General features: G+C 60.4%; 12 protein-coding genes. 4 read left to right on the forward strand and 8 right to left on the reverse strand.

The window, feature by feature from the left end; translation table 11 throughout:
- Positions 1-64 precede the first annotated feature (64 nt).
- From A7317_RS00545 to A7317_RS29710, 3 genes are read left to right on the forward strand one after another with little or no spacing between them, the layout of a single operon-like run.
- Complete coding sequence (locus tag A7317_RS00545) at positions 65-754, forward strand: hypothetical protein (protein ID WP_024072676.1); 690 nt, start codon at positions 65-67, stop codon at positions 752-754.
- A 17-nt stretch (positions 755-771) separates the two neighbouring features.
- Positions 772-1,455 (forward strand): hypothetical protein, encoded by a 684-nt coding sequence (locus A7317_RS00550; RefSeq protein ID WP_081329274.1) that lies wholly within the window; start codon positions 772-774, stop codon positions 1,453-1,455.
- Positions 1,452-2,123 carry a PP2C family protein-serine/threonine phosphatase gene (locus A7317_RS29710; RefSeq protein WP_081329133.1) on the forward strand — a complete coding sequence of 224 codons (672 nt, stop codon included), beginning with the start codon at positions 1,452-1,454 and terminating at the stop codon, positions 2,121-2,123. The genes A7317_RS00550 and A7317_RS29710 overlap by 4 nt, the downstream gene beginning before the upstream one ends.
- A 185-nt stretch (positions 2,124-2,308) precedes the next feature.
- Here A7317_RS29710 and A7317_RS00555 read toward each other — a convergent pair whose 3' ends face one another.
- The 8 genes from A7317_RS00555 to A7317_RS00590 form a co-directional block, all read right to left on the reverse strand.
- Positions 2,309-3,754, reverse strand: coding sequence for an efflux transporter outer membrane subunit (locus tag A7317_RS00555; RefSeq protein ID WP_069074973.1), 1,446 nt, complete (start codon positions 3,752-3,754; stop codon positions 2,309-2,311).
- On the reverse strand, positions 3,751-4,809 hold the full coding sequence (locus A7317_RS00560; protein ID WP_024072672.1) for an HlyD family secretion protein: 1,059 nt from the start codon (positions 4,807-4,809) through the stop codon (positions 3,751-3,753). The genes A7317_RS00555 and A7317_RS00560 overlap by 4 nt, the downstream gene beginning before the upstream one ends.
- 15 nt (positions 4,810-4,824) lie before the next feature.
- Positions 4,825-6,360 (reverse strand): MFS transporter, encoded by a 1,536-nt coding sequence (locus A7317_RS00565; RefSeq protein ID WP_069074974.1) that lies wholly within the window; start codon positions 6,358-6,360, stop codon positions 4,825-4,827.
- A gap of 232 nt (positions 6,361-6,592) precedes the next feature.
- Entirely contained in the window at positions 6,593-7,513 is a 921-nt protein-coding gene (locus A7317_RS00570) for a LysR family transcriptional regulator (protein WP_069074975.1), read from the reverse strand.
- Positions 7,514-7,572: 59 nt separating this feature from the next.
- Positions 7,573-8,421, reverse strand: a complete 849-nt coding sequence (locus A7317_RS00575) for an ABC transporter permease (RefSeq protein ID WP_012721565.1) — start codon at positions 8,419-8,421, stop codon at positions 7,573-7,575.
- A 12-nt stretch (positions 8,422-8,433) separates the two neighbouring features.
- Positions 8,434-9,285 (reverse strand): ABC transporter ATP-binding protein, encoded by an 852-nt coding sequence (locus A7317_RS00580; RefSeq protein ID WP_024072669.1) that lies wholly within the window; start codon positions 9,283-9,285, stop codon positions 8,434-8,436.
- A gap of 1 nt (position 9,286) precedes the next feature.
- Positions 9,287-10,312 carry an ABC transporter substrate-binding protein gene (locus A7317_RS00585; RefSeq protein ID WP_069074976.1) on the reverse strand — a complete coding sequence of 342 codons (1,026 nt, stop codon included), beginning with the start codon at positions 10,310-10,312 and terminating at the stop codon, positions 9,287-9,289.
- Positions 10,313-10,326: 14 nt separating this feature from the next.
- Complete coding sequence (locus tag A7317_RS00590; protein WP_069074977.1) at positions 10,327-11,220, reverse strand: TauD/TfdA dioxygenase family protein; 894 nt, start codon at positions 11,218-11,220, stop codon at positions 10,327-10,329.
- 321 nt (positions 11,221-11,541) lie between these two features.
- On the opposite strand from A7317_RS00590, the gene A7317_RS00595 reads away from it, so the two are divergent.
- Entirely contained in the window at positions 11,542-12,240 is a 699-nt protein-coding gene (locus A7317_RS00595; protein WP_024072666.1) for a GntR family transcriptional regulator, read from the forward strand.
- Positions 12,241-12,542: the final 302 nt, after the last annotated feature.

Below are 12,542 nucleotides of genomic sequence, written 5' to 3' on the forward strand. Positions count from 1 at the left end.
TGTCAATTCTATGCAAGAAAGTGTCCTCTGTCCGCGGACAGAGGACATTCGCTTTTGGAGCCCCATGAAAAGTCAAGACATCGTCATCCTGTTCAAACTGATCAGCCTGGGACTACAGGCCAAAGGGGAGCGCGTAAAAAAACGAGTGTTCTCTGTGGAAAAAGAGAGCGCGAGCCTCGGGTTTCAAAATCTTCCGGATTACATTCAAAACTTCGAAACTGTTCAACTTTCGTCAATTGATGACTGGCGGGGCTGGGATGGAATAGACGAAGACTTTGAAGGACACAGCTCACAAACCTATTCTGTGAGATCGCTGTCCTCAGCGTTGGGCCTAAGCAAAACAGAGGTTTCCTCATCCCTGAATCGTTGCAGGGAAATTGGCTTGATCTATACGAGCCACACCGACGGAATTCCTCTGGTAAGAAGCAAGGCACTGCTTGATTTAGTCACGTACAGCATTCGCTATATTTTCCCGGTTAAACCAGGCCCTATCGTTCGCGGTATTCCGACAGCCTTCGCCGCGCCAGTCCTGGCGGGAAAAGTAATGAGCGGCGGCGACCTCATTCCCGTCTGGCCGGACGCATATGGAAAGAGCAAAGGCCAAGAAATAACGCCTTTGTATAAGACCGTCCCCGGCGCAGTGAAAAAAGATGAGCTGCTTTATCATTTCCTGGCACTCGTCGATGCCATCCGCATTGGCGGGCCGCGCGAAGCCAAGGTGGCCGATGCCATGCTGCGGGAGTGGATCTTGTGACGTCCAACAGAATCATGATGCTGCAAATGCTTGAAGAGGTCGCTGAGGCGTTGGGTGATGAGCTGCGTGAACAAGTCGCTTTTGTCGGCGGATGCACCACTGTTTTACTCATCACCGACGAATACACCCTTGAATCAATTCGCGGCACGGATGACGTGGACCTGGTCATTCATCTGACAGGCACGCCTGACTGGTATCGGTTGGAAGAAAACCTGAAACCCAGAGGCTTCAAAAATACCGGCCAGGACTCCGTCACCTGTCGTTTACGACTCGGCGGTTTGAAAGTGGATTTCATGCCGACCGATGCAAAAGTATTGGGGTTTTCCAATACGTGGTTTGTCGGCGGGCTAGAAAACTCCATCGACTACACACTCCCCAAAGGAACACGTATCAAGATATTTGCGGCACCATGGTTTCTCGCCGCAAAACTTCAGGCGTATCAGGGCCGAGGTCATGACGACGTACTGATGTCCAATGACATCGAAGACATCATCGCTTTGCTGGACGGCAGGGAAGAACTTATCGAAGAAGTGAAGCGAGCGCCTTTTGAGCTCCGACATTTCGTGAGCAATCAATTCACCGCATTGATAAGACTGTCAGCGTTTCAGGACGTCATCCAAAGCAGCGCTCAGGACGCTGATCGGGAAACGTTGATTTACGAGCGCCTGAAGACGCTCGTGGGATTGGGAGTGACCGCTTGATCCTACAGTTGAGCCTCAGTCAGCAAGGAACTGAAAGAACCGAAAACCGCGATGTCATCGGTTCGGCTCAAAGCACAGGAGCGTATCTCCACGTGATCGCTGATGGCACTTCCAAGCCAGCCAGTGGCGAATTGGCGCGAGCCTTGACTCATTATCTGCTTGAGTCGTTTTCTCGCGCAGAACCGACAGTTACATCATGCCCAGACAAAGCAACTGAATGGGTACTCCACGCACTGGGAGAGGCGCACTCAAACCTTTGCCCAGGTTTTCCATTGGCCTCCACCAGCTACCTTGTGTTGCTGGTGATGGGTCAAACGGCCATTTCGATCCACGCTGGTGACTGTTGCCTTGGCTATCTGGGAAAAGATCAGAGCATGATTTGGCTAACTTCACCCCATTGCGGCCCCAACTGGAAAGGAGACCTGAGCCACGCAGTCATCGCCGAAAGCTCCTCCCGCAAAACACTGCTCAACTGCATGAGTTATCGCAGGCCCCATGAGCCAGCGGTTAACTCCGTGGAAACGGTTAGGGGGACGACTTGGATTCTGGCAACAGATGGATTTTGGGCCGAACTGTCAGCCGCAGACCAGCTCAAAGCCATTGCAGGGCAAACCCTGGACGGTTGCTCAAAAGAAGATGATGTCACTTTCATGCTTTTGCAGTCTTAGAAGAAACAGGTACGCAAGGCAAGAAGGCGCAGAGGATCAGCCCTGGGGCTAGGCTTCGCGGATTTTCGATACCGACATCAGAAAAGCTCACAGGAAATAATCGGCCTGAAAGCTTAACGATCATGGCTTACCAAAGATGATTGCAGCAAAAATCAAGAACAGTCCTACATCGGATAGTCCAATTTTCAGCGCTGAGCCTGCACCAGCGGATACACCGACTCCCAGCCCCCACCCAGCGCTTTATACAACCCCACCATCGCCAACGACACCCCGGTAGAACTCTCCACCCACTGCTCCTGCGTGGCCAGCAGTGCACTTTGCACCGTGAGTACGTTGACGAAATCCACCACGCCCTCGACGTACTGATGCTGCGCGGTGGTCAGGGCGATCTGGTTCTGGCGCACGGCTTCGGCCAGGCTGTCGCGGCGTAGTTGGCTGGCGTTGTAGCGGGTCAGTTGATCGTCGATCTCATGCCAGGCGCGCAGCACCGTTTGCTGATAAGCCAGCGCCGCTTCCTGTTGCTGGGCTTCGCGCAGGTTCAACATGCCTTGCAGGCGCCCGCCGTTGAACAGCGGCAGGCTCAATTGCGGGCCGAAGGCAAACGCACGGGAACCCCAGGAGCCGAAATCCGACAGTTGCATGGCCTGGGAGCCGAGGCTGCCGGACAAGGTGATGCGCGGGTAAAAGTCGCCCTTGGCCACACCGATGCTGGCGGTCGCGGCGTGCAGGCGGGCCTCGGCCTGGCGGATGTCCGGGCGGCGCTCGGCGAGTTCCGAGGGCAGGCCGATGGCGACCTGGCGTTGGGTCTGCGGCACCGCAGCATCCTTGGACAATTGCGCATGCAGGGCTTGCGGCGGCTCACCCATCAACAGGCTGAGGGCGTTGATCAACTGGTCCTGGCGCTGTTGCAAATCCGGCAGGCGCGCTTCGATGGCCGCGACCTGGGCGGCGGCTTCGGCCACGTCCAGGTCGGTGGCCACGCCGTCGGCCAGGCGCAGTTGCGAGAGCTTGAGGCTGTGGCGAGCGACGTCGAGGTTTTGCTCGGTGACAGCACGGGTATTTTGCACGCCGCGCAGTTGGATGTAGTCCTGGGCGGTCTCGGCCAGCACCGACAGCAAGACGGCGCGACGGTCGTTTTCGGCGACTTGCAGGGTGGCGTCGGCGGCTTCGGTTTCGCGTTTGACCCGCCCCCAGAAATCCAGCTCCCAGGAGGCGGAGAAGCCTGCGTCCCATTGGTTGAACGCCGAACGGCCGTTCTCGCCGGAGGGGTCGTTCAAACCTTCGCCGCTATTGCGTTTGCGCTGGTAAGCCCCTGTTGCATCGACACGGGGGTAACGCTCGGCGGTCGTCACCTGGCGCACCGCGCGACTTTGTTGCAAGCGACTGCTGGCCAGTTTCAGGTCGAGGTTATCGGTGAGGGCACAACGCGTCAGGGCAGAGAGTTGCTCGTCGTGGAACACGTCCCACCAGCGCTCCTCCAGCGGGCCGGTGACTGCGCGGCTGGCGGCCTGACGACCTTGGGGCTCATTCCATTGCGTGACGTGAGGGCCCTGGGGCCGTTGGAAATCCGGGCCGACGGTGCAGGCGCCCAGGCTGAGCAGGCTTAAGGTGAGCCAGGCAAACGATCTCATTGCTGGGCCACCTCACGCGGCTGCGTGACCGGCTGGGTGTCGACGCTGGCTTCCACCGACATGCCGACCCGCAGGCGCTCGGTCAGCGGCTGATTCGGTTCGAGGACGATCTTCACCGGGATGCGCTGCACCACCTTGGTGAAGTTACCGGTGGCGTTATCCGGTTTGACCGAGGCGAACGTCACCCCGGTCGCAGGCGCCAGGCTTTCCAGGTGGCCGTTGAGCAACTCGCCGTCGAGGCTGTCGACACGTACCTGCACGGCTTGGCCAGCGTGCATATGGTAAAGCTGGGTTTCCTGGAAGTTGGCCACCACGTAGGCCTCGGCCAACGGCACCACCGCGAGGATCTTGCTGCCCGGCGTCACATAGGCGCCCACCCGCACCGCGCGCTCGCCGACCATGCCATCCACCGGCGCGACGATGCGCGTGTAGGACAGCTGATAGCTGGCCATTTCCAATGCGGCCTGGGCGCGCTTGAGCCCCCCCTCGGCGGCGTCGCGCTGGGCCGTGAGGATTTCCACCTGCTTGCGTTCGGCCGCCAGCACCGCCGTGGCACTGGCCAGGCGTGCGTTGGCCTGGTCAATACGGGTCTTGGCTTGCTGGGCGTTCTGCACAGTACCCGCGCCCACGCCGGCGAGGTGGTTGTAGCGGTTCAGTTCGTGTTCGGCGAAGGCCACTTCGGCACGGTCTGCCGCCACGGTGGCCTGGGCCTGGGCGATCACCGAGCTTTGACGTTCCAGGGTCGCACTGGCGTTTTTCAGCTGGGCCTGGGCGACCAAAGTGTCGGCATCGGCGGCCTGGGCGGCGGCGCGAAAATCACGGTCGTCGATCAGCGCCAGCAACTGGCCGGCCTTGACGCGCTGGTTGTCTTCCACCAGCACCTCCTTGATAAAGCCGGCCACGCGCGGCGCCACCAGGGTGAAGTCGGCGGCAACGAAGGCGTCGTTGGTGGCCTGGCGCTTGTTGCCCAGTAGCCCCGGCGCGACCAGGTACACCAACACGCCGACGGCGAATACGGCGATGACAGAGACGGCTATTTTGTCTTTGCGTTTCATGAGAAGTCCTTGTGGCTAGGTCGGTGCGCGAGGCGGAAAAATCCGCGTGGGCATCCAGAAAATCAGCAGGATCAACGCCGCCGCAACAGCGGCCATGACGTAATAGAGATCCGAAGACGTGAGCACTACGGCCTGCTCGTGCAGGCGGTGGGCAAGCCCCGACGCGTCGCCCTCGGCCAGGGGCGAGTTGCCCAGGCGGTCCACCAGCATGGTCGAGTGAAAGTGCAGGCGCTGGGTGGTCAGTGCATCCAGCACGCCGGTGGCAATCACGGCGGCCAGGCCTTTGACGGTGTTGAACCAGGCCGAGGCAAACGGCCCATCCGCCGGTTGGATGCTGCCGGTGGAGAGCATCAGCAACGGCAACACCGCCATGGGCTGCCCGAAGATTTGCAGCAGGTACAGGCCGTAGAAGTCGTCGCGAATCCACGCCGAGGTCAAGTGCGTGCTGCCCAGGCAGGACAGCACCAACATGCCCAGCCCGATGCCCAGCACCCAGCGGCAATCGACCCAACGCAGGTTGCACAACGCCGCCACCAGCGGCAGCGCAATCAATTGTGGCAGCGCCATCAGCAGCATCAGCGGCGCGGTTTGCAGGGGCCGATAACCCTGGACCTGGGCGAGGAAACTCGACGGGATGATGATCACCGAGGTCAGCACCATCAACACCCCGGCCAGCACGATCAGGGCAAACGACAGGTTGCGCAGGCCAAGCATCTGCAATTTGAAGAACGGTATTGGCTGCGACCATTCATTGAGCAGGAACAGCACCAGCAACACCGTGCCGCCACACAGCAGGAAGGTGATCAGGCCCGACTCGAACCAGTCCAGGCGATTGCCCTGCAACAGGCCGATCACCAGCATGCAGATCGCCGGGAACCCCAGCAGCAGGCCGCGCCAGTTGAACTGCTTGAGGCGCTCCAGGCGCAGCGGGTCTTGTGGCAGGCCGTAGGCCACGGCGGCCATCGCCAGCAGGCACGGCCCGACGATCTGCCAGAACGCCCACTGCCAGCCGACATACTCGGTCCACAGCGCCGCCAACGGCGTGCCCAGGCTCGGGCCGAACGTGGCGGTGAGCGCGTAACCGGCCAAGCCATACAGCTTGACGTTGGCCGGCAGGAAGCGCAGCGCCACGGTCATCAGCATCGGCGGCAACGCCCCACCCGCCAGGCCCTGGACGGTGCGCAGCAGCAGCAGGCTTTCGTAGTTCGGCGCGAAGGGGCACAGGATGCCCAGCACAGTGAACAGAGCGATCGCGCACAGGGTGAAACGGCGCAGGGAAAACGTCACCGAACACCAAGGCGCGAAGGCCATGGCCGACACGGAAGTGGCGGTGTAGGCGGCGACCAGCCAGGTGCCTTCATCAAAACCGATGTACAGCGCACCGCGAATATCCGCGAGGGCCACCTTGGTGACCATCTCGTTGAGACCGGACACCAGCACCGCCAGCAACACGCCGACCAGGCCGATGATGATGCGCGGGCCAAATACAGGCGGGGTGATGGCCGTGGGTTTGGCTGCGGCCGCAAGGGAGGGGGCAGCGAGGGAAGTCATGTACAGGTAACTCGGGATTAGAAATACCCGAGCAGTTTAATCAGGCACATCCATGACAAAAAGTTACATGTTGGCAGGGTATAAGTGCACCAGGCGCAATCCTGAATTCACCACAGAATCCTTGTGGGAGGGGGCTTGCCCCCGATTGCTGTGCCAGATACAGATTTTCTATCTGATCCACCGCAATCGGGGGCAAGCCCCCTCCCACATTTGACTGTGCATGACGTACAAATCAGGTCGGCTGCGCTTCCAACCAAGTGGCGTGGCAACTTTCGCGCATCGTCTCGCGCAGCCATTTATGGGCCGGGTCTTTGTCGAAGCGCGGATGCCAGGATTGAGCCAGGACCAGGGTCGGCAACGAAATCGGCAAGGCGAATGCACGCAGCGGCAATTTCAAGCGATTGGCGCTGTAGAGCGCTTCCTTGGGCACCGGCAGGATCAGGTCGGAGTCGGGCAGCATGAACATCGCACCATGAAAGCCTGGGGCGATCATCGCCACGCGGCGCTCCAGGCCCTGGGCATTCAGGGCGGTGTCGATCGGCCCGCGAGCGATGCCGCGCCGGGAAATGCTGATATGGGAATAACTGGCGAAACGCGCAGCGGTGATGTCTTCATCGAACAACGGGTGGTCTTCCCGCGCCAGGCCGACGAAGGTGGTGGAGAACAGGTTCTGCACCTTGACCTCGGGGCTGGAGGGCATGGTATTGCTCACCCGCAGGTCCAGGCGCCCTTCGCGCAGCGCCTCGTCGTCGGTGTCGCCTTCCGGCACGAAGCACAGCTCGCACAGGGGCGCCATGCGCTCCATGGTGTCGAACAGGCGTCCGCCGTATACGCCGATGAAGAAGTCATTGGCACGCACGCTGAAACGGCGGCGCAGGGTGCTCAAGTCCACTTGGTCCGCCGAACGAAACAACAGCGCCGCCTGCTCCACCACATTGCGCACTTGGCCTTGCAGTTCCAGCGCCTTGGGCGTCGGCACCAGGCCGCGCCCGGCACGCACCAGGATCGGATCACCCACTGCCTCGCGAATGCGCGTGAGCGTGCGACTCATGGCCGCCGGGCTGAGGTTCATCCGCCGCGCGGCGCCCACCACGCTGCCCTCGTCGAGCAAAGCGTCGAGGGCGACCAGCAGGTTCATGTCTGGTAGTTGCATGCCAAGCACTCGTGGTCAGTCGGGAGTGAACTGGCCGCAATCGTAGCAGCATGGGCGTATCAGCGCTGCATGCCCCAGCGTTTCACGGTGAGCCGCTCGAAGGTGTCGAACACCAGGTTTTCCACTAACAACCCGATCAGGATCACCACCGCCAACCCGGCGAATACCTTGTCGGTGTACAGCTCATTACGGTTCTGGAAGATGTACCAGCCCAGCCCCCCCTTGCCGCTTGTTGCACCAAACACCAACTCGGCAGCGATCAGCGTGCGCCAGGCGAATGCCCAGCCGATCTTGAGGCCGGCGAGAATCGACGGCAGCGCTGCCGGGATCAGGATGAACAGCACAAAGCGCATGCCCTTGAGGCCATAGTTGCGGCCGGCCATGCGCAGGGTTTCGGAAACGCCGAGGAACCCCGAATAGGTGTTGAGCGCCAGAGCCCACAACACCGAATGCACCAGCACGAAGATCAGGCTGTTCTGGCCCAGGCCGAACCACAGCAGCGCCAGCGGCAACAGGGCAATGGCCGGCAAGGGGTTGAACATTGAGGTCAGGGTGCTCAGCAGGTCGCGCCCCAATTGCGTCGACACCGCGAGAGTGGTCAAGGCAAACGCCAGCACGATGCCGATCAGGTAGCCCTTGATCAGTACCACCAGCGAGATGCTCACCTTGCTCAGCAGTTCGCCACTGAGCAGGCCGTCATAGAGCGCGTGAAAGGTCTGCAGGAAACTCGGCAGCAATAGGTCGTTGTTCTGGTAGCGCGCGACGGCTTCCCACAGGATCGCAAGCACGATCAGGATCAGGCCCTTGCGCAGCCAGCCTTGTTGCCACAGGCGTTGGCGCAGGGGCAGTTCGCGCTCCACGGGGACGCTGAGCAGCGGCTCAAGGGTAATTTCGTATTCCTGGCGCATTGGGCTGCCCTCTTAGTAAGCGATGCGGATGTCGGCGAAACCCAACTCACGTTCGGCCTCGGGCGCTTCATCGAACAGCAGGCGATGAATGCGCCGCGCCGACGCCTGGAACTCCACGCCGCCGAGGCTGTGCAGGTTGTATTGATGGCTGTGGATTTCCGCGCGCACGCGCCCGGGATGGGGGGACAGCAATAGGATGCGATTGCCCACCACCAGGGCTTCTTCGATGGAGTGGGTGACGAACAGCAGGGTGAAACGCACCTCCTCCCACAGCAGCAGCAATTCTTCCTGCATCTTGCGCCGGGTCAGGGCGTCGAGGGCGGCGAAGGGTTCGTCCATCAGCAGGATCTTCGGCTGCATGGCCAGGGCGCGAGCGATGGCCACGCGGGCTTTCATACCGCCGGAAAGCGTGTGCGGGTAAGCGTCGGCAAAGGCGCTGAGGCCGACTTTGTCGAGGTAGTGCAACGCCCGCTCTTCGGCTTCGCGACGCGGTAGCGTTTTCGACGCCAGCAGCGGAAACATCACGTTCTGCTTGACGGTTTTCCACGGCGGCAACTGGTCGAACTCCTGGAACACCACGATGCGGTCAGGGCCCGGCTGTTCGACCTTTTGTCCCAGCAGGCGAATTTCACCTTCGCAGGGTTTGATAAACCCCGCGATGGACTTGAGCAAGGTGGATTTGCCGCAGCCCGACGGGCCGAGCAACACGTAGCGGTCGGCCGGGTCGATCTCGAAACTGACCTGGTGCGTGGCCCGCACCACGCGCTCGGGAGTACGGTATTCCAGGCTGACGTTGTCCACCGCGAGCAACGGAGCGGTGGTATGCAGGTTGCTGGCCGTGTGGCCTTGCAAGAGCGCGTTCATCTCAACTTCCTTGCAGGGGCTTGGCGTCCTGGAAGAAGTAGTCCTTCCACGATTCCGGCTTGTTCTTGATGGCGCCGACGCGGTAGAGGAATTCCGCCAGCGGGTAGGTATTTTTCGGTGTAACGCTGAACTCGAACTGCGGGTTGTCGATGATTTTCAGCAGTTCGGTACGGTCGATCTTGGCCTTGGTCACGCGGATGTAGGTGTCGGCAGCGGCACCTTTGTCGTTCTGGGCAAACTGCGCGGCTTCGGTCAACGCCTCGACAAACGCCTTGTAGGTCTTGGGGTTGTCGTTGCGGAATTTTTCGGTGGCGAACAGCACGGTCGGCGAATTCGGCCCCAGCAGGTCATAGGTGTTCAACACCACATGCACGTTGAGGTTGGCCAGCGCCTGGTCCTGGAACGGCGGGTTAGAGAAGTGCCCGGTCAACTCGGTACCGCCGGCAATCAACGCAGCGGTGGCGTCAGGGTGCGGGACGGCAACGGTGTACTTGTCGAGGCGATTGAATTCCTTGTCGCCCCACTGCTTGGCGGCGGCGTATTGCAGGAAACGCGACTGTACCGAAACACCCACGGCCGGCACGGCGATGCGGTCTTTGTCGGTGAAGTCGGCGATAGTCTTGACCTTGGGGTTGTTGCTCACCAGGTAGTACGGGAAGTTGCCCAGGGACGCCACGGCCTTGACGTTCTGTTTGCCGTGGGTACGGTCCCAGATGGTCAGCAGTGGGCCAACGCCAGCACCGGCGATATCGATAGAGCCAGAGAGCAGCGCGTCGTTGACCGCCGCGCCGCCGGACAGCTGGGTCCAATCGACCTTGATGTCGAGGCCTTCCTGCTTGCCGTATTTTTCGATCAGGTTCTGGTCGCGCACCACGTTAAGCAGCAGGTAGACGATACCGAACTGTTCGGCAATGCGGATCTCGCCTTCGGCCTGGGCAGCCGTCGGAGCAACCAGGCTGCCCGCCAACAGACTGACACCAAGGCCGACGGTCGCCGCCAGCCGTGCAAATGGAATGTTCCTGGACATGGTCATGCTCCGAATCAGAAAGGCGCGTCGCCCTGGATGGTGGTGCGGTACAGCTTGCGGCGTAGATGGCTGGGGCAGCCGGCGGCCAGGTGGATCAACGAACGGTTGTCCCAGAACACCAGGTCGTGGGGCTGCCATTGGTGGCGGTAGATATTTTCCGGCAGCACGCTATGGGCGTAGAGCTGGGCCAGCAAATCGCGGCTTTCGTCCTCCGGCAAACCGACGATGTGCGTGGTGAAGCCTTCACTGACGAACAGGGCCTTGCGGCCGTTTTCCGGGTGGGTGCGTACGATCGGGTGCACCACTTGCGCGACCTGGGCGAGCTGCTCAGGTGTCAGCGTCGGCCGCCAGTTACCTTCGAACTTGGTCTCGCTGTAGCGCGCGGTGTAGGAATGCGCAGCACTGCGGCCTTCGACAGCTGCACGCAGGTGCCCAGGCAGTTGGTCCCAGGCTTTGTGCATGTCGGCAAACAGGGTGTCACCGCCTTCGGCAGGCAGCTCCTGGGCGTGCAGCATCGAGCCGAGGCTGGGCAGCTCCTTATAGGACAGGTCCGAATGCCAGAATTTACCCGCGTCGCCCAGGCCGATGGATTGGCCGTTTTCGATGATGTTAGAGACGATCAGGATTTCCGGATGGTTGGCCAGAAGGAACTGTTTGAGCACGTGAATCTGCAACACGCCGAAGCGGCGACTGAAGTCGATCTGCTGTTGCGGGGTGATACGTTGGTCGCGGAACACGACGACATGGTGCTCCAGGTGCGCGCGGTGGATGCGGGCGAAGTCCTGGTCGTTGACCGGGCGCGACAGGTCCAGGCCGACGATCTCGGCACCTACGCTGCCGGGTAATGGGCGGACCTCGAAATGCTGGGTAGTAGGGGTCACTGTTGGAACAGTAGAGGCGGCGGACATGAGTTCACTCCCGGTCGGACAGGAGAGTGACTTTATAGATATAAGAACGACATTTTAAATACCATTAGTGAATATCGATAGACAGGAATGTACCGTCGAAAACCCGCCGGCAGCGAAGGCCAACGAATAGACCAGAGCAACGCAGCATCCCGTCCGCGCCCTCTGTAAGATGCCGCAAAAATACACTGTGAGTGCCGTGATCAGCGTGTTTAGCCGCTTACAAGCCGAAAACCTTGCCCGTTTGACAAGCCTGTAGGCAGGCTCTAGTGTGCATTGGATCCAATTAGCCATCCCTCTTCTAAGAAGGAGCAAAGCGTAGCCGTGACGCAGAAGCCGAACCCTTTGAGCAGCATTAAGGTCAGCGGGCCTATTCCCGCTCATCTTGCTCGTTCAGTCATTGAAGAAACCTTGCGCAATGCCATCCTTGATGGTCGATTGCCATGCGGTACCGCCATGCGCCAGCAAGAGCTGGCCAGCCTGTTCGGGGTCAGCCGCATGCCCGTGCGCGAGGCATTGCGTCAGTTGGAGGCACAGTCGCTGTTGCATGTGGTGACGCACAAAGGCGCGGTGGTAGCGCCGTTGATCGAAGACAATTCAGCTGAAACCTACGCCCTGCGCATGCTGCTGGAATCCGAGGCGCTGCGCTTGTCGATCCCCCTGCTCACCGACGCCGACATTGCCGAGGCCGAGGCCTGCATCAATGCCTTGGAACGTGAGAAGGACTACACCAAGATTGGGCGCCTCAACCGCCTGTTCCACATGGCCCTGTACGGCAAGGCACCGAATCAACGGCTGCTCAAGTTGGTCGAGCATGGCTTGAATGAAGAGGAACGCTTCCTGCGCTTCAACCTCGAGGCGATGGGGCTGGGCGAGACCTCCCAGGAAGATCACCGCGAACTGCTGAAGCTGGTGGCACAGAAGAAGATCGACGAAAGCATCCTGACACTGCGTAATCACTTGATGCGCGGGATGGAGGTAATCGCCACCTACCTCAAGGGCCTTGAAGCGCCCCATTCGTAAGGTTTTCCAGCACCTCGCCTGCCCCTTATGCACTGCGGGGCTCGCTTCCCATCGGGGAGCGTCCCGCGCCGGCACTTCTTAGCCGGAACAACACGCGCCTATTAACGCTGGGACATGAAACTTCCCACCCTTGATAAAACAACTTACCCACAATAAATGCCGCCCCCAGATAAGCAACTAATACACTTATAAGCTTATCCAGGCACTCAATCGGCTTATTGTCTTTCGCCAATAAAAAACCACTTCATCCGGCCACGTAACTCCGCGCCTGCAGGCGGGGCTTGGCCAAACGCTACCTATCT

The organism is Pseudomonas fluorescens (assembly GCF_001708445.1).
In the GTDB taxonomy this organism is placed as follows: domain Bacteria; phylum Pseudomonadota; class Gammaproteobacteria; order Pseudomonadales; family Pseudomonadaceae; genus Aquipseudomonas; species Aquipseudomonas gorinensis.

Bases quoted from the DNA above. Each gene is read 5' to 3' on its own strand.
- A7317_RS00545 (WP_024072676.1), top strand. From the start codon at position 65: ATGAAAAGTCAAGACATCGTCATCCTGTTCAAACTGATCAGCCTGGGA.
- A7317_RS00550 (WP_081329274.1), top strand. From the start codon at position 772: ATGCTGCAAATGCTTGAAGAGGTCGCTGAGGCGTTGGGTGATGAGCTG.
- A7317_RS00555 (WP_069074973.1), bottom strand. From the start codon at position 3,754: ATGAGATCGTTTGCCTGGCTCACCTTAAGCCTGCTCAGCCTGGGCGCC.
- A7317_RS00560 (WP_024072672.1), bottom strand. From the start codon at position 4,809: ATGAAACGCAAAGACAAAATAGCCGTCTCTGTCATCGCCGTATTCGCC.
- A7317_RS00565 (WP_069074974.1), bottom strand. From the start codon at position 6,360: ATGACTTCCCTCGCTGCCCCCTCCCTTGCGGCCGCAGCCAAACCCACG.
- A7317_RS00570 (WP_069074975.1), bottom strand. From the start codon at position 7,513: ATGCAACTACCAGACATGAACCTGCTGGTCGCCCTCGACGCTTTGCTC.
- A7317_RS00575 (WP_012721565.1), bottom strand. From the start codon at position 8,421: ATGCGCCAGGAATACGAAATTACCCTTGAGCCGCTGCTCAGCGTCCCC.
- A7317_RS00580 (WP_024072669.1), bottom strand. From the start codon at position 9,285: ATGAACGCGCTCTTGCAAGGCCACACGGCCAGCAACCTGCATACCACC.
- A7317_RS00585 (WP_069074976.1), bottom strand. From the start codon at position 10,312: ATGTCCAGGAACATTCCATTTGCACGGCTGGCGGCGACCGTCGGCCTT.
- A7317_RS00590 (WP_069074977.1), bottom strand. From the start codon at position 11,220: ATGTCCGCCGCCTCTACTGTTCCAACAGTGACCCCTACTACCCAGCAT.